Source organism: Neisseria meningitidis (assembly GCF_022869645.1).
Taxonomy (GTDB): Bacteria; Pseudomonadota; Gammaproteobacteria; order Burkholderiales; family Neisseriaceae; genus Neisseria; species Neisseria meningitidis.
The window spans coordinates 1,722,088-1,744,245 of the sequence record NZ_CP064367.1; the positions used below are offsets into that span (position 1 = coordinate 1,722,088).

24 protein-coding genes, 1 tRNA gene and 3 pseudogenes are annotated in these 22,158 nt (G+C 48.2%); 12 read left to right on the top strand and 16 right to left on the bottom strand.

Features of this window, described 5'->3' with window-relative positions; all coding sequences use genetic code 11:
* The first annotated feature begins 3 nt into the window (after positions 1 to 3).
* From IUJ45_RS08720 to IUJ45_RS08735, 4 genes are all read left to right on the top strand, one after another.
* A complete protein-coding gene (locus IUJ45_RS08720; RefSeq protein WP_002212573.1) occupies positions 4 to 540 on the top strand; it encodes a GTP-binding protein in 537 nt (178 codons plus the stop codon).
* Position 541: 1 nt separating this feature from the next.
* Entirely contained in the window at positions 542 to 1,186 is a 645-nt protein-coding gene (locus IUJ45_RS08725; RefSeq protein WP_002212574.1) for a hypothetical protein, read from the top strand.
* Between the two features lie 22 nt (positions 1,187 to 1,208).
* Positions 1,209 to 1,568 (top strand): roadblock/LC7 domain-containing protein, encoded by a 360-nt coding sequence (locus IUJ45_RS08730; RefSeq protein ID WP_002212575.1) that lies wholly within the window; start codon positions 1,209 to 1,211, stop codon positions 1,566 to 1,568.
* Between the two features lie 92 nt (positions 1,569 to 1,660).
* Positions 1,661 to 1,736, top strand: a tRNA-Asn gene (locus tag IUJ45_RS08735).
* Positions 1,737 to 2,285: 549 nt separating this feature from the next.
* Here the strand turns inward: IUJ45_RS08735 and IUJ45_RS08740 are convergent.
* The 9 genes and pseudogenes from IUJ45_RS08740 to IUJ45_RS08780 all read right to left on the bottom strand — a co-directional run bounded on the left by IUJ45_RS08740 (position 2,286) and on the right by IUJ45_RS08780 (position 6,496).
* On the bottom strand, positions 2,286 to 2,681 hold the full coding sequence (locus IUJ45_RS08740) for an IgG-binding virulence factor TspB family protein (RefSeq protein ID WP_002225310.1): 396 nt from the start codon (positions 2,679 to 2,681) through the stop codon (positions 2,286 to 2,288).
* Entirely contained in the window at positions 2,665 to 2,982 is a 318-nt protein-coding gene (locus IUJ45_RS08745) for a DUF1132 family protein (protein WP_002216597.1), read from the bottom strand. The genes IUJ45_RS08740 and IUJ45_RS08745 overlap by 17 nt, the downstream gene beginning before the upstream one ends.
* Positions 2,983 to 3,109: 127 nt before the next feature.
* Positions 3,110 to 3,388, bottom strand: coding sequence for a hypothetical protein (locus tag IUJ45_RS08750; protein WP_002215768.1), 279 nt, complete (start codon positions 3,386 to 3,388; stop codon positions 3,110 to 3,112).
* Positions 3,389 to 3,394: 6 nt separating this feature from the next.
* Complete coding sequence (locus tag IUJ45_RS08755) at positions 3,395 to 3,613, bottom strand: major capsid protein (RefSeq protein ID WP_002233767.1); 219 nt, start codon at positions 3,611 to 3,613, stop codon at positions 3,395 to 3,397.
* Positions 3,614 to 3,686: 73 nt separating this feature from the next.
* Complete coding sequence (locus tag IUJ45_RS08760; RefSeq protein ID WP_002215770.1) at positions 3,687 to 3,884, bottom strand: hypothetical protein; 198 nt, start codon at positions 3,882 to 3,884, stop codon at positions 3,687 to 3,689.
* A 4-nt stretch (positions 3,885 to 3,888) separates the two neighbouring features.
* On the bottom strand, positions 3,889 to 4,179 hold the full coding sequence (locus IUJ45_RS08765) for a hypothetical protein (RefSeq protein ID WP_002233765.1): 291 nt from the start codon (positions 4,177 to 4,179) through the stop codon (positions 3,889 to 3,891).
* Positions 4,180 to 4,223: 44 nt separating this feature from the next.
* Positions 4,224 to 5,566: pseudogene (locus IUJ45_RS08770) on the bottom strand (replication initiation factor domain-containing protein).
* Between the two features lie 84 nt (positions 5,567 to 5,650).
* Positions 5,651 to 6,217, bottom strand: coding sequence for a hypothetical protein (locus IUJ45_RS08775; RefSeq protein ID WP_002249268.1), 567 nt, complete (start codon positions 6,215 to 6,217; stop codon positions 5,651 to 5,653).
* A gap of 6 nt (positions 6,218 to 6,223) precedes the next feature.
* The gene (locus IUJ45_RS08780; RefSeq protein ID WP_002218332.1) at positions 6,224 to 6,496 is read right to left on the bottom strand and encodes a hypothetical protein; all 273 of its coding nucleotides are present in this window, start codon (positions 6,494 to 6,496) and stop codon (positions 6,224 to 6,226) included.
* 235 nt (positions 6,497 to 6,731) lie between these two features.
* On the opposite strand from IUJ45_RS08780, the gene IUJ45_RS08785 reads away from it, so the two are divergent.
* Together IUJ45_RS08785 and IUJ45_RS08790 are read left to right on the top strand one after the other, a co-directional pair.
* Complete coding sequence (locus IUJ45_RS08785) at positions 6,732 to 8,159, top strand: HlyD family type I secretion periplasmic adaptor subunit (RefSeq protein ID WP_002222947.1); 1,428 nt, start codon at positions 6,732 to 6,734, stop codon at positions 8,157 to 8,159.
* Positions 8,160 to 8,227: 68 nt separating this feature from the next.
* Positions 8,228 to 9,631 carry a TolC family protein gene (locus IUJ45_RS08790; protein ID WP_002227074.1) on the top strand — a complete coding sequence of 468 codons (1,404 nt, stop codon included), beginning with the start codon at positions 8,228 to 8,230 and terminating at the stop codon, positions 9,629 to 9,631.
* A gap of 163 nt (positions 9,632 to 9,794) precedes the next feature.
* Here the strand turns inward: IUJ45_RS08790 and IUJ45_RS08795 are convergent.
* The 3 genes and pseudogenes from IUJ45_RS08795 to IUJ45_RS08805 all read right to left on the bottom strand — a co-directional run.
* Positions 9,795 to 10,582 (bottom strand): IS630 family transposase gene (locus IUJ45_RS08795; protein ID WP_096001767.1). Its coding sequence is split into 2 segments (ribosomal slippage): positions 9,795 to 10,327 and positions 10,327 to 10,582, totalling 789 coding nucleotides; the frame shifts between segments, so codons are not numbered across the junction.
* Positions 10,583 to 10,874: 292 nt separating this feature from the next.
* Positions 10,875 to 13,088, bottom strand: a complete 2,214-nt coding sequence (locus tag IUJ45_RS08800) for a RelA/SpoT family protein (RefSeq protein ID WP_002249269.1) — start codon at positions 13,086 to 13,088, stop codon at positions 10,875 to 10,877.
* A 70-nt stretch (positions 13,089 to 13,158) separates the two neighbouring features.
* Positions 13,159 to 13,278, bottom strand: a pseudogene (locus IUJ45_RS08805) (IS5/IS1182 family transposase); the annotation flags it as partial.
* 57 nt (positions 13,279 to 13,335) lie between these two features.
* Here IUJ45_RS08805 and IUJ45_RS08810 point away from each other — a divergent pair.
* From IUJ45_RS08810 to IUJ45_RS08820, 3 genes are all read left to right on the top strand, one after another.
* Positions 13,336 to 13,977: a GrxB family glutaredoxin gene (locus IUJ45_RS08810; protein WP_002216608.1), complete on the top strand. Its 642-nt coding sequence runs from the start codon at positions 13,336 to 13,338 to the stop codon at positions 13,975 to 13,977.
* Between the two features lie 336 nt (positions 13,978 to 14,313).
* Positions 14,314 to 14,820: a hypothetical protein gene (locus IUJ45_RS08815; RefSeq protein WP_082308686.1), complete on the top strand. Its 507-nt coding sequence runs from the start codon at positions 14,314 to 14,316 to the stop codon at positions 14,818 to 14,820.
* A 135-nt stretch (positions 14,821 to 14,955) separates the two neighbouring features.
* Positions 14,956 to 15,756 carry a cation efflux transmembrane domain-containing protein gene (locus IUJ45_RS08820; protein WP_002212588.1) on the top strand — a complete coding sequence of 267 codons (801 nt, stop codon included), beginning with the start codon at positions 14,956 to 14,958 and terminating at the stop codon, positions 15,754 to 15,756.
* 451 nt (positions 15,757 to 16,207) lie between these two features.
* On the opposite strand, the gene IUJ45_RS08825 is transcribed toward IUJ45_RS08820, so the two are convergent.
* A complete protein-coding gene (locus tag IUJ45_RS08825) occupies positions 16,208 to 16,846 on the bottom strand; it encodes a site-2 protease family protein (protein ID WP_002216609.1) in 639 nt (212 codons plus the stop codon).
* 254 nt (positions 16,847 to 17,100) lie between these two features.
* Here IUJ45_RS08825 and IUJ45_RS08830 point away from each other — a divergent pair, with 254 nt between their 5' ends.
* The 3 genes from IUJ45_RS08830 (at position 17,101) to IUJ45_RS08840 (ending at position 19,108) form a co-directional block, all read left to right on the top strand.
* Positions 17,101 to 17,943, top strand: a complete 843-nt coding sequence (locus IUJ45_RS08830) for an energy transducer TonB (protein ID WP_002230816.1) — start codon at positions 17,101 to 17,103, stop codon at positions 17,941 to 17,943.
* 65 nt (positions 17,944 to 18,008) lie between these two features.
* Positions 18,009 to 18,671, top strand: a complete 663-nt coding sequence (exbB, locus tag IUJ45_RS08835) for a TonB-system energizer ExbB (protein WP_002216612.1) — start codon at positions 18,009 to 18,011, stop codon at positions 18,669 to 18,671.
* A gap of 2 nt (positions 18,672 to 18,673) precedes the next feature.
* The gene (locus tag IUJ45_RS08840) at positions 18,674 to 19,108 is read left to right on the top strand and encodes an ExbD/TolR family protein (protein WP_002212592.1); all 435 of its coding nucleotides are present in this window, start codon (positions 18,674 to 18,676) and stop codon (positions 19,106 to 19,108) included.
* A gap of 686 nt (positions 19,109 to 19,794) precedes the next feature.
* On the opposite strand, the gene IUJ45_RS08845 is transcribed toward IUJ45_RS08840, so the two are convergent.
* The 3 genes and pseudogenes from IUJ45_RS08845 to IUJ45_RS11245 all read right to left on the bottom strand — a co-directional run.
* The gene (locus tag IUJ45_RS08845) at positions 19,795 to 20,223 is read right to left on the bottom strand and encodes a TIGR01244 family sulfur transferase (protein WP_002216615.1); all 429 of its coding nucleotides are present in this window, start codon (positions 20,221 to 20,223) and stop codon (positions 19,795 to 19,797) included.
* A 64-nt stretch (positions 20,224 to 20,287) separates the two neighbouring features.
* On the bottom strand, positions 20,288 to 21,550 hold the full coding sequence (locus IUJ45_RS08850; protein ID WP_415752981.1) for a M61 family metallopeptidase: 1,263 nt from the start codon (positions 21,548 to 21,550) through the stop codon (positions 20,288 to 20,290).
* A 54-nt stretch (positions 21,551 to 21,604) separates the two neighbouring features.
* Positions 21,605 to 22,035: pseudogene (locus IUJ45_RS11245) on the bottom strand (M61 family metallopeptidase); the annotation flags it as partial.
* Between the last annotated feature and the right edge of the window lie 123 nt (positions 22,036 to 22,158).

Consider the following 22,158-nt stretch of genomic DNA (forward strand, 5'->3'; position numbering starts at 1 on the left):
GAGATGAGAGAAAATAAAATTATTTTCACAGGACCTGTCGGCGTAGGGAAAACCACTGCCATTGCGGCTATTTCGGACGAAGCACTCGTTCAGACCGATGCTTCCGCATCCGATATGACTTTGGATAGGAAAAGGAATACGACAGTGGCGATGGACTACGGGGCCATCAGCTTGGATGAGGATACCAAAGTCCATTTATATGGTACGCCCGGTCAGGAACGGTTCAACTTTATGTGGGAAATCTTAAGCCAAGGCAGTATGGGTTTGGTCTTGCTTTTAGATAATGCCCGAACCAATCCGTTGAAAGATTTGGAATTCTTTTTACATTCGTTTCGAGGGCTGCTGGAGAAGGCACCCGTCGTTGTCGGTATTACCAAGATGGATATACGCTCTCAGCCCGGTATCGACGTGTATCACAAATATCTTGCAAAACATAATCTTAATGTTCCGGTTTTTGAAATTGATGCCCGTAAGGAAGATGACGTAAAACAATTGGTTAGCGCAATGTTATTTTCTATTGATCCGGGACTGGAGGTTTAATATGGAATCAACACTTTCACTACAAGCAAATTTATATCCCCGCCTGACTCCTGCCGGTGCATTTTATGCCGTATCCAGCGATGCCCCCAGTGCCGGTAAAACTTTGTTGCACAGCCTGTTGAAAGCGGATGCGGACGAAATGGTCAGCAGTGAGAAGCTGCTTACCTGGGCGGACACCGCCGACATCGATACCGCTTTGAACCTGTTGTACCGTTTGCAAAAACTCGAATTCCTCTATGGCGATGAAAACGGTCATTCAGACGGCATCAATTTGTCGGACGAGCAATTGCCGTTGCTGATGGAACAATTGTCCGGCAGCGGTAAGGCGTTATTGGTCGATCGGAACGGTCTGTATCTTGCCAACGCCAATTTCCATCATGAGGCGGCGGAAGAGTTGGGGTTGTTGGCGGCAGAAGTCGCACAGATGGAAAAGAAATACCGGCTGCTGATTAAGAACAACCTGTATATCAACAATAACGCTTGGGGCGTTTGCGATCCTTCCGGTCAGAGCGAATTGACATTTTTCCCATTGTATATCGGTTCAACCAAATTTATTTTGGTTATCGGCGGCATTCCCGATTTGGGCAAAGAGGCATTTGTTACTTTGGTAAGGATTTTATACCGCCGTTACAGCAACCGCGTGTAAAACTTGGGAGAGAGGAGGGGTTATGCAGCAATTATTGATTTCAATCCTTGAAGATTTAAACAATACATCTACGGATATTATCGCGTCTGCCGTTATCTCAACCGACGGATTGCCGATGGCGACAATGCTTCCTTCACATTTGAATTCGGACAGGGTAGGGGCGATTTCTGCCACTTTGCTTGCTTTGGGGAGTCGCTCGGTGCAGGAACTCGCCTGCGGGGAATTGGAACAAGTGATGATTAAAGGAAAATCAGGCTATATCCTTTTAAGTCAGGCGGGTAAAGATGCCGTGTTGGTGCTGGTGGCAAAAGAAACCGGCAGACTTGGTTTAATCCTATTGGATGCCAAACGTGCGGCAAGGCATATTGCGGAAGCCATATAACATATAAAGATTGCGGGCTTGCAGATAAAGTGCAATCGATTGTCAATTTATATTGACACGTTCGGTATTTCTGTTTTATTATTCGCGTTTATTCCCCGATAGCTCAGTCGGTAGAGCGACGGACTGTTAATCCGCAGGTCCCTGGTTCGAGCCCAGGTCGGGGAGCCAAATTTCAAAACCCTCTAAGTATTTTCTTAGAGGGTTTTGTTTTACCGGCGGTCAGAAACGCATTTTTGAGATGATTGTTTTGAGATGGAATAAAATCTTTGCAAAATTCCTTTCGTGATGGTTATGAAAAAATAGGGGCTGTCCTGGACAACTAGGATAAACTCGATTTTATAGTGGATTAACAAAAACCAGTACGGCATTGGCTCGCTTTAGCTCAAAGAGAACGATTCTCTAAGGTGCTGAAGCACCAAGTGAATCGGTTCCGTACTATTTGTACTGTCTGCGGCTTCGTCGCCTTGTCCTGATTTTTGTTAATCCACTATAAAAAATATTTCCCTCAAGCGATGCGGCGACACCAACACCTGATTAAAACACAACCGGAGACCTTTGCAAAATTCCTTTCCCTCCCGACAGCCGAAACCCAAACACAGGTTTTCGGCTGTTTTCGCTCCATAACACCTCCTAATTTTACCCAAATACCCCCTTAATCCTCCCCGGATACCCGATAATCAGGCATCCGGGTTACCTTTTAGGCGGCAACAGGCGCACTTAGCCTGAGACCTTTGCAAATTTGTCGGTTTCGGGGTCGTATTGGTAGCCTCGTGCCTGTATGTCTTCTTTGAAAGTTTCGTATACGTCGTGGGCTAAAAGGGCTGTTCCGACATAGGGAACCGCCCTTGTGCTGAATTTCGCGCCTAAGCGGGCAAGTTTGCCGACCCCCGCCAATACGCCGGCGCGGGATACGCTGGCGGTTATTTTGGCGTTGATTCGGGCTTTTGCGCCCGTAGGGATGTGTGTTAAATCTACCGTTTTTATTAAATCAGATGAATAAGTTTTACTATTTTTAGGTACAAACTTATGAATTTTCGCACCTTGTCCGGTATCAACTGAAACAGTTTCAGATATTTTTACTGCATTTGCATTCGCTTCAAACGAATACATCATCAAAATTGCAATTATCGACAATTTCGCAAAATTCAAATTTGTATATTTTATGACCATCTTTCAGAGATTCTTTAATTACCATTTCTGAATTATCAGAAAATGAGATTAGCCAAATATCATGTTTAATTCTTCTATTCCAGAAAAAAGAGAAACAATCAATAACATTTTCAGACTTATTAATCTTCGCAAATTCAACAAATTCAGATTGCGCTATAACCGCCATCGATTGCCCAAAATACTTGCTGGACGGCTGATATTTATAAAGTGCCAACTGCGCCTGAGTGATAAACGGCTTGTTCATGGTTCTGCCTTTCAATGATTGTTTTGAAAGCCTGATTTTGACACCATAACTTCATGCGCTCAATCCTTAAACAGAACCGCCCCGATTAATACGGGTACGGAAACGCCGAGATAAAAATAAAAATCCATCATTTCAAAACCTTTTTCAGCAGGGAAACAAAGTAAACGGACGCGAGGATGCCGAATACTATCCAGCCTGTTTCAAGACCGCTTTGCAGGTTGTCTTTCGGACTGCATTCCGCCAATAAAAGCCTTAGCGGCTGACCGTCCGACATCTTCCACAGGCTGCCGTTATATTCCGGCCTGACAATCTGTCCGTTTTCTTTGATTCTTGGTACTACCAAGCTGAAATAAAGGTTTTCAGCCTGGTGCTTCTCAAGACATTTATTTCCGACTTGGTAGTACATGCCGTCTTACTTCATCACTCTCTTAACGATGGAAAAGACAAAAAGCGCGGCGAAAACGCCCACTACAATCCAACCGGCTTCCATACCGTCCGCTTTTGCGGCTTCCAAAGCGTTTTTTGCTGTATCGGGCAACGTTGCATTTGCATGTGCGGCCAAAGCCAGGGGAGCAGCTGTTACAACAGCCAGTTTTGCGCCGTATTTACGGCAGGTGTTAATAAATTTCATGATATTTTCCTTCAAAAAGTGTTTGGCGGTAATGGATGGAGCGTTTTTCAGACGACCGCCGAACATCCGAAAATCAGTCTTTCAAAAATCCGAATACGACAAATTCGTATTGGTTGCCGATTTCTTCCAAACCTGCGTTAATCGCTTCTTCGAAGTCGTAGAAATAATCGGCATTGGTGATTAATTTGGTATGTCCGATGTCGCCCGTTTCAGGAGAGAGATACAGAAAGTCCCCTGTTGATACGGACTGGACAACATAGACTTTCTGCATTCAATCAGCCTTTCTTAACGGGTTGAAAACCGATGACTTTCAGTTTTTGGGTTTTGCCCGTAGTGACGATTTCTACGTTCAGGTTTGCTTCGATGGGAAATTGGGCGTTTCGGAACTGCTCGAAATTGGCAGAGCCGCCGAAATCGTATTCAGTAGTAGAGCTGCCCAATGCGTTGCCTTGGGAGCTGTCTAAGGGTGTGGCGACAATCAGGCGGCAATAGTCGAAGCTCCTGCCTTCGATTTGTCCGTTGAATTTTTTAACGCCGACGATGTGGCCTTGAAGTTGGATGTTCATTTTTTGGTTTCCTTGTGTGATTAAACGTCTTTCGGGCAGACACTTTAAGCCCATGAAATCGGTAGTCTTGCGAATTTGTCGTAAATGAAGTTGTTATAGCTTTCTTCATTGTTGACGTGTTTTTGCTGTTCAAGCTGTTTTTCAAGATTCTCGTAATATTCGTACATATAGTAAGGGTCTTTGTACGGTTTGAATGCGGGCTGTTCATGAATGGCTTGAGCTTTCAAAAAGGCGCAGTCGTAGGCTTCGGGAGCCAAAGACTTGGGCAGCTTGTGATGACTCGGCTCAATCAGTTCAAACAGTTTGGCTTTGTCCAATTCGGGAAAAATGAATTTCAGACCGTTTGCCGCACGTCCAAACTGTTTTTTTACCCATTCAAGGTAGCGGTCGGCTGAAATGACCTTATCTTCCTTAACCGCGTGTATGCGCGTTGCCTTTTGGACGAATCGTTCGCAAATCGGATATGCGCCGCCGAAATATTCGCCCGGATTCTGCAAAACTTCGAAAGGGATAACGATATCTTTTGCTTTGAATTCAATTTCAAATCGCGTCCATGTGCTTGTTTTATCGCCCAACTGCTTGCCTTTTTCATAGACGCGGACATATTTGGACGATTCACGGGAGCCGATACCATAGGTCTTGCCTTTGGTCATTTTGGCTTCATCGTCTTCTTCCCAATCTGACCCCAAACATTCGCCTTTTGGTTTGACGTGATGACAGGTAAACATACCTTTATTTCGGTCTTCACGGGCTTGGTTCGGGCTGTATTCGCCGTTGAAAAAGTCTTTTGCGATATCAACGCGTGTTATTTTTGGGCGGATTGCATTAGTCAGGAATGCGAAAAGTCGTGATTCCCAGCCTTCTTTTGCGACGCCGCAACCGGTGCCGGTCAGTTCGAAAAGAATGGTATTGTTTTGTCCGCCAAAATGGACGCGACCGTATAGGACGTCTTCCGAACCCATCAACCAACAGCGCTCATAAAAACGCCCGCCCGAACCTTTGGACTCTTTGTAGATACCGAAACCGAAAACTTCTTCGGCGAGCATGGACGCGGCGCGAATAAAATCTTCGTCTTCCAAAAGACTTACACGAACGCCGTATTTATCGAAAAAGGTTTTTTCATGAAATGAAAAGCTAATTTGATCAATGAAAGCCGAATCTGATACACCGCGCCGAAGAGGAACGCCTAACAGGTTTCCTTTGCCGTCCGTTATGTACGTTTCGTAACATTCGAAGACTTCCTGAACCCTGCCTGCCGTTTCGGTTTCTGTCCCCCCCTGTTAGATAAGGGGGGAAGATTTGAAGCGGTTGCCGGCTTCCTGCCGTCCGCCGGTGCGTCCGTCATCACGCCGACAACCGCCTTTGTCATCCCTTGCTTATCTTCCATGGTGCGAATCCTCAAAAACGGGCAAAAAAAAGCCCTGTTACTTGTAGAAAGTAAAGGACGTTAATTTTTGTTAATCGTCCCTTCTTAGGGACGCAATATATAAGGTTTTAAAACGCTAAGAACAAAATCCGATAACGGCTCTGAAGAAGTAAGTCTTTCTTTATTGCACAAGATAGCAAACTTCCACGGCATTCTCGCCCCACCCGTGCCGTCCAAGCCTTTTTCAAAGACATAGATGGTTTTCTTGGCAATCACTTCGTCAGTTTGGCGGTCGATAATCCGTATGGTCGCACCTGCCACCCAGTGCCTGCGCAGCTTGGAGTCGACATTGTTTTCGAACGTTACCGCATAACGGGCGGGGTGTATATGATTAAGTGTTTGATTTATCGGAAAATCTTTACCTGAATACCGAATAATATCGGAATGGTTGGGTTGCAGGACATCCACATAGCGGTATTCCCCATCGCTAAAAAATCCTAGGAAACGAGCAATAAAATTTACGCCTTCTCTGGTCTGTAAAGCCGCATTGTCCCACATCGGGTCTCTGGTTTTTGCATCTGCCGAAACGGTACGCTCAGGTACTACTTTCAACAGCATAATCCCTTCCACATTGTCCGCCGTCTGGTAAATCTTTCCCCCGCCGTTTTGCATTGTTCGTTAAACACGGCTTCGGCTTCTTTGTATTTTCTGTCCCACTCTTCTTGTGCCTGTATTTCTTCTTTGCTCGGGCAGAATTGTTTGGGAATAATCCAAACAAACAGCATCAGGATAGCGGCGGCGGTCAGGCTGCCTGAAAGGATTTTGCCGGGGTTTTTTGTAGGCAAAGCGGACGAGAAACCAAAGCAACAGCAGCATGGTGTCCCAATAGCCGATTGAGAATAGGATGGCCAAACCTTCTAGGAAATGGCGTAAATCGTTTGTGGTAAACATGGGTAGTTCCTGTGGTTAAATGTGCAGGCTGCTTTTTGCCGAACCTTGCCGCATCTCAAAAGCAGCCTGCGCTTCAGCGTTGCGTTACGCAGTAAAATAATGAATATTTGTAACGACTTGGGTATTTTTTGTCAATATTCCCGCCTTTCCCTTAACAGCTGCCGCGCTTTCCGTTAAAATTCCTTTACATATTTATATTGTTTCCTGTTTCTATATTGCCAAGGTTATACCCGTTATGTTTTTCTCCGCCCTGAAATCCTTTCTTTCCCGCTACATTACCGTATGGCGCAATGTTTGGGCGGTGCGCGACCAGTTGGAACCGCCCAAACGCACGGCGGAAGAACAGGCGTTTTTGCCCGCGCATTTGGAACTGACCGATACGCCGGTCTCTGCCGCTCCGAAATGGGCGGCGCGTTTTATTATGGCGTTTGCGCTTTTGGCTTTGTTGTGGTCCTGGTTCGGCAAAATCGATATTGTGGCGGCGGCTTCGGGCAAAACGGTGTCGGGCGGGCGCAGCAAAACCATCCAGCCGCTGGAAACGGTGGTGGTTAAGGCGGTACATGTGCGCGACGGGCAGCATGTGAAACAGGGAGAAACGCTGGCGGAACTGGAGGCTGTGGGAACAGACAGCGATGTGGTGCAGTCGGAGCAGGCTTTGCAGGCTGCCCAATTGTCCAAACTGCGTTATGAAGCGGTATTGGCGGCATTGGAAAGCCGTACCGTGCCGCATATCGATATGGCGCAAGCACGGTCTTTAGGTCTCTCCGATGCCGATGTGCAATCGGCGCAGGTGTTGGCGCAGCACCAGTATCAGGCATGGGCGGCGCAGGATGCGCAATTGCAGTCGGCTTTGCGCGGCCATCAGGCGGAATTGCAGTCGGCCAAGGCGCAGGAGCAGAAGCTGGTTTCGGTGGGGGCGATCGAGCAGCAGAAAACAGCAGACTACCGCCGTTTGCGGGCCGACAATTTTATTTCGGAACATGCGTTTTTGGAGCAGCAGAGCAAATCGGTCAGCAATTGGAACGATTTGGAAAGTACGCGCGGTCAGATGAGGCAGATTCAGGCGGCCATTGCACAGGCGGAGCAGAATCGGGTGCTGAATACGCAGAACCTGAAACGCGATACGCTGGATGCGCTGCGCCAGGCAAACGAACAGATTGACCAATACCGCGGCCAAACGGATAAGGCAAAGCAGCGGCAGCAGCTGATGACAATACAGTCGCCTGCGGACGGCACGGTGCAGGAATTGGCCACCTATACGGTGGGCGGTGTGGTGCAGGCTGCCCAAAAAATGATGGTGGTTGCGCCCGATGACGACAAAATGGACGTGGAAGTTTTGGTATTGAACAAAGACATCGGTTTTGTGGAACAGGGACAGGATGCGGTGGTGAAGATTGAGAGTTTTCCCTATACGCGCTACGGTTATCTGACGGGCAAGGTGAAAAGTGTCAGCCATGATGCGGTAAGCCACGAACAGTTGGGCTTGGTTTATACGGCGGTGGTGTCGCTGGACAAACATACCTTGAATATTGACGGCAAAGCAGTGAATCTGACGGCGGGCATGAATGTCACGGCGGAGATTAAAACGGGTAAACGGCGGGTGCTGGATTATCTGTTAAGCCCGCTGCAAACCAAATTGGACGAAAGCTTTAGGGAGCGATAGGCGGATCCATACTGGGCATTTGTTATCCGCCGGTTCGGACATGCAGACTGCCTGAAACCATTGCCCGGATGACATTGCTCAATCTAATGATAATGCAAGATTACGGTATTTCCGTTTGCCTGACACTGACGCCCTATTTGCAACATGAACTATTTTCGGCTATGAAATCCTATTTTTCCAAATATATCCTACCCGTTTCACTTTTTACCTTGCCACTATCCCTTTCCCCATCCGTTTCGGCTTTTACGCTGCCTGAAGCATGGCGGGCGGCGCAGCAACATTCGGCTGATTTTCAAGCGTCCCATTACCAGCGTGATGCAGTGCGCGCACGGCAACAACAAGCCAAGGCCGCATTCCTTCCCCATGTATCCGCCAATGCCAGCTACCAGCGCCAGCCGCCATCGATTTCTTCCACCCGCGAAACACAGGGATGGAGCGTGCAGGTGGGACAAACCTTATTTGACGCTGCCAAATTTGCACAATACCGCCAAAGCAGGTTCGATACGCAGGCTGCAGAACAGCGTTTCGATGCGGCACGCGAAGAATTGCTGTTGAAAGTTGCCGAAAGTTATTTCAACGTTTTACTCAGCCGAGACACCGTTGCCGCCCATGCGGCGGAAAAAGAGGCTTATGCCCAGCAGGTAAGGCAGGCGCAGGCTTTATTCAATAAAGGTGCTGCCACCGCGCTGGATATTCACGAAGCCAAAGCCGGTTACGACAATGCCCTGGCCCAAGAAATCGCCGTATTGGCTGAGAAACAAACCTATGAAAACCAGTTGAACGACTACACCGGCCTGGACAGCAAACAAATCGAGGCCATAGATACCGCCAACCTGTTGGCACGCTATCTGCCCAAGCTGGAACGTTACAGTCTGGATGAATGGCAGCGCATTGCCTTATCCAACAATCATGAATACCGGATGCAGCAGCTTGCCCTGCAAAGCAGCGGACAGGCGCTTCGGGCAGCACAGAACAGCCGCTATCCCACCGTTTCTGCCCATGTCGGCTATCAGAATAACCTCTACACTTCATCTGCGCAGAATAATGACTACCACTATCGGGGCAAAGGGATGAGCGTCGGCGTACAGTTGAATTTGCCGCTTTATACCGGCGGAGAATTGTCGGGCAAAATCCATGAAGCCGAAGCGCAATACGGGGCTGCCGAAGCACAGCTGACCGCAACCGAGCGGCACATCAAACTCGCCGTACGCCAGGCTTATACCGAAAGCGGTGCGGCGCGTTACCAAATCATGGCGCAAGAACGGGTTTTGGAAAGCAGCCGTTTGAAACTGAAATCGACCGAAACCGGCCAACAATACGGCATCCGCAACCGGCTGGAAGTAATACGGGCGCGGCAGGAAGTCGCCCAAGCAGAACAGAAACTGGCTCAAGCACGGTATAAATTCATGCTGGCTTATTTGCGCTTGGTGAAAGAGAGCGGGTTAGGGTTGGAAACGGTATTTGCGGAATAAAGCAGGCTGAAACGGTTATGAAATTCCCAAAGCAGCCTGCACCCCGTTTCGAAAGTGCAGGCTGCTTTGGGATTGATCCGATACTTTCACATTCTCATTGCCTTTAAATAAAGCACAGTTAAAAACACATTTAAATTAAGTGCGAATTAATTCAAATGTATATTCAATTAAAATCAAAATAGGACAGTAGTGCATCGTCAAATCGGGCGTAATCAGACAAAACGGTTCGCAGATACCGCTTAATATTCGCCCACACTTTCTCAATCGGGTTGAGCTCAGGTGAATAAGGTGCAAGAGGCAATACCTTATGTCCCAATTTTTCCGCCATTTCCCGTAAGACACCCATACGGTGAAATCGCGCATTATCTAAAATAATCACCGATTTTTGAGTCAATGCGGGCAGTAGGCATTGCTGAAACCACGCTTCAAAAAAGACTCCGGTCATCGTATTTTGATAAACCATCGGAGCAATCAGCCGGTTGCCGACTTGTGCGGACACCAAAGATAAGCGTTGGTATCTTTTTCCACTTATCTGCGCTTTCACTATTTGCCCTTTCAGGCTGCGGGCATAGGGACGGAACAGGTAGCGGTCAAATCCTGTTTCATCCAAATAAACACGTTGGTAGTCGGAAAATTCGGCCGGCTGTGTCAAATAATGCGTTACTTTGGCCGGGTCTTGTTCTTTGTAAGTGGTGGTCTTTTTTTGCGCGTTATCCCCATCTGTTTGAGTGCATAGCAAATGGTGGCTGCCGTACAATCAAAATGTTTGGCGATTTCATGCAGATAGGCATCCTGGTGTTGCCCAATATATTGAGCCGGTTTTTGCCTATCCGATTTGACGGCATTTAGACCGGTAACTTGATGTTTTAGGCTGCCTGTTTGTTTTTTAAGGCGAATCCACAGGTAAAGCGTGTTTCTTGACAAGTTAAACGTTGCTGCGGTTTGGCTGATGTTTTTGCATTGTTCGTAATATCGTGGATTAAATTTAAACCAGTACGGTGTTGCCTCGCCTTGCCGTACTATTTGTACTGTCTGCGGCTTCGTCGCCTTGTCCTGATTTTTGTTAATCCACTATAGTTTAAAGCTTTGTTTCTTAAGTCCGCAGAGTATGCCATGGTTAGACCTTCAAAGTTGAGTATTGTACTATTTTGTTTTTAATTGACTATGCAACAAAAAATAGCAAACCCCGGCAATCAAAATGCCGTCTGAAGCGTTATTCGGCTTTCAGACGGCATTTTTGTATTTAAAGCCGGGTAACGCTCAATACGCCTTTGACGTCGCCGAGGCTGGCGAGGACGCGTGGGAGGTCGGTAACTTGTTTGACTTCGAGCGTGAACCTCATGCTGGCTTCCAAGTCGCGGGACTGGGTTTGCACGGCGGTAACGTTGAGTTTGTGGCGGGCGAGTGCGTCGGATACGTCGCGCAAAAGCCCGGAGCGGTCTTGGGCGCGGATTTCGATATCGACGGCGAACACTTGTCCTTCCTGCAACGCCGCCCAGCTTGCGTCCAGCACTTTTTCAGGTGCTTGTTCGGCGAGGTGTCGGAAAGAGGGGCAGGTTTTGCGGTGTACCGAAATGCCGCGATCGCGGGTAACGAAGCCGACAATGTCGTCGGGCGGCGCGGGTTTGCAGCATTTGGCAAGCGTGGTCATCAGACCGTCTTCGCCGTCGATGAGCACGCCGTTTTTGCCGCCTTTTTTGATTTTGGACTGTTTGACGATGGTGGTTTCGCTGACGGGTACGGGCGGCGGTTCGTTCAGCGTGCCGCAGGCTTTTTGGATGGCGCGGTTGGAAATTTCGCCTTGTCCGACGGCGGTGTAGAGGTCTTCTGGCTTTTTGTAGCCGAGATTTTCGGCAAGCTCTTGCAGGTTGGGTTTGGGCGTGAGTTTGGCAAGCTGTTTGTCGAGTTGGACGCGGCCTTCTTCGCGCACGGTGTCGGCGTTTTGCTGGCGGATGTAGGCGCGGATTTTGCCGATTGCCTTGTTGGATTTGACCCAGCCTTCGTAGAGCCAGTTGACGGAAGGATGCCCTTCTTTGGCGGTAATGATTTCGACGCGCTGTCCGTTTTCGAGCGGGGTGGACAGCGGCACAATCTGCCCTTCGACTTTCGCACCGCGGCAACGGTCGCCGATGCTGCTGTGCAGGGCGTAGGCGAAGTCGATGGGGGTCGCGCCCGTGGGCAGGGAGAGGACTTTGCCGTGCGGGGTCAGGACATAAATCGTGTCGTTGAAAAGCTCGGTTTTGAAGGCGGCGGCGAGGTCTTCCTTGCCACTTTCCGCCATGTTTTCGCGCCAGTCCAAGAGTTGGCGCAACCAGGCGATTTTCTGTTCGTAGGCTGAATCGCCTTTGCCGCCCTCTTTGTAACGCCAGTGGGCGGCGACACCGAATTCGTTGAATTGGTGCATATCGAAGGTGCGGATTTGCACTTCCACGCCTTTGTCTTCCGGGCCGACGATGACGGTGTGCAAACTTTTATAGCCGTTGCCTTTGGGGTTGGCGATGTAGTCGTCGAACTCGCCGGGAATGGGCTGCCAGAGGCTGTGGACGATGCCCAGCGTGGTGTAACACTCGGGGACGGTATCAATCAGAATCCGCACGGCGCGGATGTCAAAGAGGCCGTCGAAGCTGAGTTTTTTCTTCACCATTTTTTTGTAAATGGAGTAGATGTGTTTCGGACGGCCGGCGACTTCGAAATGGACATTGTATTTCTTGAGTTCACCGCGCAGGATGTTGAGGAAGTTTTCGATGTATTCGAGGCGTTCGGTGCGTTTTTCGTCCAAAAGCAGCGCGATTTCGCGGTATTTTTCGGGCTCTTGATGGCGGAAGCCCAAATCTTCGAGCTGCCATTTGAGCTGCCACACGCCCAAACGGTTGGCGAGCGGGGCGAAGATGTCGAGGGTTTCTTTGGCGACGGCGCGTTTTTCGGGGCTGTCGGGGGCGTTGCTTAAAAATTGCAGGGTGCGCGTACGCATCGCCAGTTTGATTAACACGACGCGGATGTCGGTAACCATCGCCAGCAGCATTTTCCGCATAGTTTCTGCCTGCTGGGCGCGTTCTTCTGGCGTGGCGAGGCTGTCCACCCGGGCGAAGTGGGTGAGTTTCTGCACTTCGTCCACACCTTTGACCAGCTCGGCGACGGTACTGTTGCAGCGTTCGGAAACCAATAGGTTCCAATCGGGGACGTAGCGTCCGATGTCGGCAAGCAGGGTGGCGGCGACGGCATCGGGCAGCAGGTCGAGTTCATGAACCATTTGCGCCGCGCCGAGGAAGTGGTCGGGCAGCGGCTCGCCATACGGCGTGGCGGCATCGGCGGGGTAATGTGCTTCCGCCAGCGAACGGGCGGCTAAGACAAGTTTTTTATCGTTGTTCGGCAGCGCGGCGCAGTAGCTGTCGAACCATTCGCGCAATTCTTGCAGAGTCGCGCTTTGCGTGTCTTGAATCGGGCTGATGGCGGTCATGATGGGGTCTTCCGTTCCGATAAAAACGAGTTTATTGTAACAGCTTATTTATTTACGGTGCATAGGCGGGAAGATATAGTGGATTAAATTTAAACCAGTACGGCGTTGCCTCGCCTTGCCGTACTATCTGTACTGTCTGCGGCTTCGTCGCCTTGTCCTGATTTAAATTTAATCCACTATAAACTTGTTTCGGGCGGCGCCGGGTGTTAAGGTAGCCGGTACCGACAGGTTGACGAGGAATATTTTGATGAAACTGTATATTTACGACCATTGCCCGTTTTGCGTGCGTGCGCGGATGGCTGCCGGGCTGTTTGGCGCGGACGTTGAAGAAGCCGTGTTGGCAAACGACGACGAGGCAACGCCGATCGGTATGATCGGTGCGAAACAAGTGCCCGTCCTGCAAAAAGAAGACGGTTCGTTTATGGGCGAGAGTTTGGACATTGTGCGGCATTTCGACCGCGAAGACCGTCTGAAAGACGAAGTCCGCCCCGAGATACGGGCGTGGCTGGACAAGGTGGGCGGATACAACGACAAACTGGTGCAGCCGCGCGTGATCAAAATCGGGCTGCCTGAATTTGCAACGCCGGAAGCGGTGAAATATTTTACAGACAAAAAAGAGAAAAGCATCGGCAGCTTTTCCGCCAATTTGAATAAAACCGCCCAATACCTCGAACGGATAAACGCAGATTTGCAAGAGTTGGAAAATTTGATGGACGGTGCTTCAGACGGCATCAACGGCGGAATCGGTATGGAGGATATTTTGGTTTTCCCCGTTTTGAGGAATCTGACCGTGGTGCGCGGCATCGAATGGCCCCAAAAGGTGATGGGTTATTTGATGACGATGAGTGAAAAATCGGGCGTGCCGCTTTATTTTGACAGGGCATTGTAAAAGTGGCTGTTATTAACTGACAGATGAAGGAGGTTCTACCCTATTTGAGGTAAACTCTATTTATCATTGGCCGAAATACCAGTGCTTATCTCCAAGACGACCTTCCCAATCCCTTTTGCCTCTTAAAAAGAAGTGACTAGTGTGTAAAGTTATAGTTCCTTTTATAGCTTTCCAATAAAATTAAAGTATTTAAAAGCTTGTTTAGTTCTAATTTGTTAATTTCTGTATCTAAATAATGTTCAGAATAGTATTATTTTTTAAATAAACCATGAATAGTACTTCACATTGTTTGTCGTATTATTTAGCTTTTAAATTTCTAATGTGAAAGATAGTTTAATGGACGCCTTTGATTTTTTTATGCAAGGCAATTTTAAAAAAATTGCAACTGAACAAGGTTTAGACCGTAAATATTTTATATTCCAATATATCGTATGTAATTTATCTGCCATTTCTTCTTTTTGTTTAATGAAGGTTATCCATAGTTATACTATCCTTTGTTTATTAATAATGATAATTGGCATTGCATTTGGATTTATCTTGAGAAATAGGGTTCTATCTATAGTAAAAAATAAACAAAAGTTTTTATCTGATATGTTTCCCTTGGAAATGCCTTTCTTTTCTAGAGTATACAAAATACCTATCTTGGCCAGATTCTTGAATAGGGGAATGAAATGGCTTTATCTCCAAAATTTTTTCTGTTTAGTTATGATTTGTTTCTCGATATCTCTTATCCTTAATGAAGAAAGGGGGTGGATGCCTTATTTTATCTGCTATTGGTTTGGACTTTGTTATCCAGTAAGCACTTATTACGTTTTTTTATCCAGAGATTATAAACATATCTAAACTATTATGCGTGGCGGTACTTCCAAAGGTAAATTTTAACCTAATCAATTTACTCAAACCATCCAAAAATTACCAAGCAGCAATATAAACACAGATTTATTTGAGCCAACCTGATCAAAACAAGGAACTAAATAGATGAAAAAGACCATTTTTAACATTACCAAAATGGACTGCCCGTCCGAAGAACAGCTCATTCGCATGCGTTTAAAAGATGTGTCTGATATTTATGAATTACAGTTTGATATTGCTGGGCGGTGCTTAACCGTCTATCACGATAATCAAGATACAACGATTTTACAAGTACTTGAACCGCTTAATTTTGATAGTCATATCATTTCCACCGAAGTGATTGTTGATAAGATAGTGTTTAACAAGCCTGATGAGCACTTAGAAAAAAGATTATTATATCAAGTGCTCATGATTAACTTTGTGTTTTTTATCATAGAGTGTTCGGTTGGTATTTTTGCTAATTCTATGGGGCTGATTGCTGATAGTCTAGATATGCTGGCGGACAGCTTTGTCTATATATTGGCGCTATCAGCCATTGGTATGACGCTGGCGTATAAAAAACGTGTGGCATTTTTGGCGGGGATAACGCAGATAATATTGGCGTTATTTGGGGTGATAGAAGTGATTAGGCGTTTTATCGGTGCTGAGCAGCTGCCCAATTATCAACTGATGATTGGCACGGCATTTTTGGCATTGATTGCAAACTGGCTGTGCTTATATCTACTGAGCAAAAATCAAAATAAAGAAATCCATATCAAAGCCAGCATGATTTTTACATCCAATGACATTATCATCAATATCGGTGTGATAGCGGCGGGAGCATTGACGTTATTGACTCATTCTAGCTATCCTGATTTAATCATTGGCATGATTGTCTTTGTCATTGTACTATTTGGTGCCAGAAATATTTTAAAATTGGCAAAATAATTCCTTTCACCAGCAAAGGAGTTTTTATGCAAATATCGGTCAAAGCTACCTACATACGTGGCAGTACTTCCAAAAACTTGATTTTTTAAAATGTGGTTAATGCGAGTTTGTTTATCTGGTATTTGATTGGTCAAGCCTTCATCCAAGCGTTTGACGATTTCACGCAAAAATACCCCTGATTTACACACAGGGTCTAAGAATGTCGCCTTTGGATTTGACCAAATCTCAGACGGCAATAAATCCAGCATTTGATTGGCAAGTTTTGGCGATGTGAAAACCTCATCATTAGACAGACTGGAGTTTCTTAATCAGTGTTTCAGTTAATGAAAGGTATTATCATGCAACCTGGTTCTAATAATGATGAAAAAAATAAGATTACACTACAGGAAAACGCGGCAGGGCAATATGTCCTGCCGCGTTTTTTGGAGCGTTTATGCCGTCTGAAAGCCAGTCAGACGAACATCTGCACAAACGCAATCACCAGCCGCACAATCGGTGCAATAAACGCACCCAAAACCCCGGTCAGCATAAGCAGCAGGATAATCCACGTCCCATAAGGTTCGATTTTGCGGAACGCTTGCGAATATTTCGCCGACAGGAAGGTGTCGATGAAAATGCCGCCGTCCCAAGGCAGGATGGGGATGATGTTGAGCGCGAACAGAATCGCATTGATCAGAATACCGTAGTTTGCCATTTGAGCCAACGGCATCTGATACGCCCCACCGACATACGGAGTCAGCACCAAAACCACGCCCCACAGAACAGCCATCGCCAGATTCGACAGCGGGCCGGACGCGGCAACGCAACGCCAGGCAAGGCGCGGGTTGCGGAAGTTGCGCGAATCGATAGGAATCGGACGCGCCCAGCCGAACAGGAAGGGCGTGAACATCAAAGTAAGCAGCGGTACGATGATTGTGCCGACCAAATCGATATGGGGCAGGGGGTTCAGTGTCAGCCTGCCGTATTGTTCGGCAGTGTTGTCTCCCCAGTAGCGCGCCGTATAGCCGCGCGCCACCTCCCTGACGGTAATGGCGAGCAGCACGGGCAGGACGGCAAGCAGAAACACGCCCAAATCAAAATTTTGAAACATGGTTTTCCTTTGAACAGATGTGGTGTGCAGCCCGAAACGGCTGACAGACAGAAGCGGCAATATATCATCTAACCTGATTTTATTGGAATAAGAAATCAGACAGAATCATTTTTTCTGCCGGCCCGTTATCTGATGATTTGCTGTAATACAGCGTTTAAACACGGTTTGCCTGTGAACGGAACAGACATTCATATGACCAAAAATTGTAAAAATAGGTTGCAAATAGGAATTGTTGCTATTATTATGCCCGAATTATGGATAAAGAACGAATTTTAACCCCCGCAGTCGTGTTTTCCGTCGCACTGCTGCATTTGGCAATGGTGGCATTGCTCTGGCAGGCGCACAAGCTGCCCGTGATAGAGTCAGGAAATGTTATCGAATTTGTCGATTTGGGTGATTTTGGCGGAGGGGACGGTGCACCCGAAGGCGCAGGTGCGCCTGCTGCGCCTGAGCCGCAACCTGAGCCTGAGCCGCCCAAACCTGTCGAGCCGCCCAAGCCGGTTTTGAAGCCGGTGGTTACGAAAAAGGCGGATGCGGATATTCAGCAGCCTAAGGAAGAGCCGAAACCTGAAGAAAAGCCGAAACCCGAAGAAAAACCGAAACCAGAGCCTAAGCCGGAAGCGAAGCCTGTCCCGAAACCGGCGGAAAAACCGGTCGAGAAGCCGTCTGAAAAACCTGCCGAACATCCCAGCAATGCTTCTGCCAAAGCAGACAGCGAGCAGGGTAATGGGGAAGATAAGGGAACCGGTACCAAAGGAGACGGAACGGGGCGCGGAGAAGGCAGCGGTAAAGGTAGCGGCGGTGTCAAAGGCGAACACGGGGAAGGAGCCGGCAGCAGCAAAGGCAATCCTTTACGCGCCAACGGCAGCATTCCGCGCCCGGCTTATCCCACGCTTTCTATGGAGAATGACGAGCAGGGTACGGTTGTTTTGAGCGTTTTGGTTTCTCCGGGCGGTCATGTCGAGTCCGTTAAAATCGTGAAAAGCAGTGGTTTTTCTCGGTTGGACAATGCGGCACGCAAGGCGGCGCAAAACGGGCATTTTCAAGCCAATGCCTGGACGGAGTTTAAAGTCCCCGTCAAGTTTGAATTGAATTAGGCGGTTGCCGCAGCGGTTTGCGGCAGCTTGGATGTTTGATTGGTTTTTTCAGTGTTGGAATCATTATGAATTTGAAATTAGTGTTTGAATCGGGCGATCCCGTCCTGATCGGTGTGTTTGTGTTGATGCTGTTGATGAGTATCGTAACGTGGTGTTTGGTTGTCTTGCGCTGCATCAAGCTGTATCGGGCGCGCAAAGGGAATGCCGCCGTCAAACGGCATATGCGCGATACTTTGTCGCTGAACGACGCGGTCGAAAAAGTGCGCGCCGTCGATGCGCCTTTGTCCAAACTGGCGCAAGAGGCATTGCAGTCTTACCGCAACTACCGCCGAAACGAAGCGTCCGAACTGGCGCAGGCTTTGCCGTTGAACGAGTATTTGGTCATTCAAATCCGCAACAGTATGGCGCAGATTATGCGCCGGTTTGATTACGGGATGACCGCGCTTGCCTCCATCGGCGCGACCGCGCCGTTTATCGGGTTGTTCGGCACGGTTTGGGGGATTTACCACGCCCTGATCAATATCGGGCAAAGCGGGCAGATGAGTATTGCGGCGGTTGCCGGCCCGATTGGCGAGGCACTGGTGGCGACGGCGGCGGGTTTGTTCGTGGCGATTCCGGCGGTGTTGGCATACAACTTCCTCAATCGCGGCACAAAAATACTGACCCAGGATTTGGATGCGATGGCGCACGATTTGCACGTCCGCCTGCTTAATCAAAAGGATAGCTGATTATGGCATTTGGTTCGATGAATTCCGGCGACGATTCTCCGATGTCCGACATCAACGTTACGCCGTTGGTGGACGTGATGCTGGTGTTGCTGATTGTGTTTATGATTACTATGCCGGTGCTGACGCATTCCATCCCTTTGGAACTGCCGACCGCGTCCGAGCAGACAAACAAGCAGGACAAACAGCCTAAAGACCCCCTGCGCCTGACGATTGATGCGAACGGCGGCTATTATGTCGGCGGGGATTCTGCAAGCAAAGTGGAAATCGGGGAAGTGGAAAGCCGTCTGAAAGCCGCCAAGGAGCAGAATGAAAACGTGATTGTGGCGATTGCGGCAGACAAGGCGGTGGAATACGATTATGTAAACAAAGCTTTAGAAGCCGCCCGTCAGGCAGGAATCACCAAAATCGGTTTTGTAACCGAAACCAAGGCGCAATAAAGTTCGACGCTTGAACGAATGCCGTCTGAAAGTCTTTCAGACGGCATTTCTTATGTTTAATCAGCTATATATAGTTGATTAAAACAAAAATGAGACGACAGAGCGCCGTCTCCATTTCTGCGCAGGCGGGAATACAAACATCTGATTTTTCTTTTATTTTCAAACATTACTGAAATGGGTAAGTCTGGAGTCCTGCCTGCGCGAGAATAATGAAAATGTGCATTTCTAATTTTTATAGTGGATTAACAAAAATCAGGACAAGGCAACGAAGCCGTAGACAGTACAAATAGTACGGAACCGATTCACTTGGTGCTTCAGCACCTTAGAGAATCGTTCTCTTTGAGTTAAGGCGAGGCAACGCCGTACTGGTTTTTGTTAATCCGCTATACCCACTGAGACCTTTGCAATAACATAGGTTACTAAAATTTTATGCTCAATCTCATTTTCAAAATGCAAAACTTTTCTGATTTTTCCTACTTTTTGCTCAATATTAGGAAGGTTTTAGGCAATTGAAAATTTTTTGGCGCATTTTTATGCGTCAAATTTCGTTAACAGACTATTTTTGCAAAGGTCTCCCACTGTAAAAACGGAGAAGGACAGAGGACGGCAGTAAGGTTTGCCGTCCTCTTTTTCAAGTTGCGGTGGAATGCCGCTTGAAGGTGTGGTTTAAACGTTTCGGCTTGTAATCAGACGCGGGCGTTGTCCAGCCGCTCTCTGAAGTTTTCCAAATTTACGCCTGCCGCTTGGGCGCGGCGGATGATTTCGTCAACCGGCATACCTTCTGCCGCCCGGCGGAAGCCCCACAGGAGGGAGCAGCGCGTACCGGTCCGGCAATAGGCAAGGACGGGAGATTCGGCTTGTCCGATGAGTTGGCGGAAGGTTTCGACATCGTGTTTTTGGATGTCGCGTGCGGTAACGGGTTGGTGATGGAATCCAGTAACGCCTGCTTGTTCCAGCCACTGTTTGATTTGGGCGAAGTCGGGTTGCGATTCTTCTTCGCGGTCGGGGCGGTTGCAGATGACGGTTTTGATGCCCAGTTGCGCGATTTGTTCCGCATCGGCTTTGGTCAGTTGCGGAGAAATATAGAGGTGTTCGTCAAGTTTCAGAATGGCCATTTTGTTTCCTTTACTTTGCGGTTGTTTTTCAGACGGCATTTTGTGTGCAATGCCGTCTGAAAGTTTAACCGAACAACCAGTTGTCCAACAGGTTTCGGTCTGTGATATGTAGGATGGCAGTATCCGCTGCCGCTGCCTGAACCGTCAAGACGGTTTGACGCAATATGCCGGCACGGAAGAAGTGGATATTGATTTTTGCATTGACGTGGTATCGGGCCCATTGTGCGGTAAAGTCGGTGCAGGCATAACCGTCTAAAGCAATGATTTTGTCTTGCGGGCACAGTGCCGCAGATTCCGCGCTGCCGCCGTTGAAGACATGGGTCAGGACGATGTGGTCGGTGTTTTGTTTGAAACGTGCGCCAAAATCGCCTGCCGACGGGACGGGGCAGATGTGTTCTGCGTATCCGCCGCCGTGTTGTCGGGGAAGCGGCAGGAAGGTCAGTCCCACGCCTGCGGTTGCCAGGCATTCGGCAAGCGGCAAATCTTCGGTACTGTATAACGTTTTTTGGAAAAAATCTTCCAAATCCAAGCCGGTAATTTCCTGACAGCGGATTTGCCAGTGTTTTTCCGGAATACCCGAGTGTGTGTCCCTCCACTCCCGATAGAGTTTGTCCATTACCGTATCGAGAGAATGTCTGCCGTTGCTTCGGTTGCGTATTATCAGATCAAGGCACAATGCGGCAAGCGCGCCTTTCTGGTAGTAGCTGACGATGGCGTTGGGGCTGTTTTCATCAGGTTTGTAAAATTTGTTCCACGCGGTAAAACTCGATTCCGCCAAGGTCTGCCTCAAACGGCCGCGGGTTTGTTGTACGCGCGTAATGCCTTGTGCCAGCAGGTTTAAATAAGATTCGGGCGAGATGGTGCGGCTGCGTGCCAAAAACAAATCGTCGTAATAGGATGTAATGCCTTCGAATGCCCATAGTTGTTCGGTATAGTTTTCTTTGTCGAGGTCATAAGGGACGAACGCGGCAGGTTTGATGGATTTGACGTTCCACGCGTGAAAATATTCGTGGGAGAAAAGTCCGAGCAATGTGGTGTAGGTATCGTCGGCATCGGTCATACCGTACGGCGGAAGGCTGTGGCGGTCGGCGAGCAGGGCGGTGCTGTCGGTGTGTTCCAAACCGCCGTAAATATGGTCGCCGACGTGGAGCAGGAACAAATATTTTTGAAACGGGGCAGGGGAGGAAAACACCGTCAGTTCTGTTTCGCAGATTTTTTTGATATCCGAAACCAGCCTGTTGCGGTCGAAATCAGGATATATGCCGCTTAAGGCAATTGTGTGCGGAATGCCTGCCGCCTCAAAATCTAAAAATTCAATCAAGCCCATCTCGACAGGTCGGTCAATCAATTCGGCATAAGATGCCGCCTGAAAGACAAACCTCCCTGTTTCCGGCAGCGTTGTGGCAATACGCCTTTCGGACGGAATACCCGTCAATTCCAAGCGGTGCAGCAGCGTTTCCGTTCCTTCGACTTTCAAAAACAGGCACGATCCGTCAAAAAACCGCGTTCTGTCGTCAGGAAAGAACCTCGAACCGACAAATCGAATGCATATACGGTGTAGCGGATTTGCCACTCGCCGCGTACGGCGGCAGCGTGCCAGCGGTTTTTTGCAATTTGTTCGAGCGGCATGGACGTGCCGTTACAGGATGCATGGATAGAAGTGATGTGGCGGGAAAAATCCCGAATCAGATAGCTGCCCGGAACCCAGTTTGGCAGGCTTATTTCTATAGGAAGATCATCATCTTGTGTGAATGTCAGCAGGATGTGCCACTCGTGGTCGAGAGGGGACGGGGTTATTTTATAATGAATCATAACTATCAAATATATCGTTAAACGGGATGGATTAAATACCTTTAAAATGCAGCTTAACCTACATCAATAAAGTGCCACAAAAAGGGAAAATTGGAAACAAAAGCAATGGCGGTCGGGTTGTAA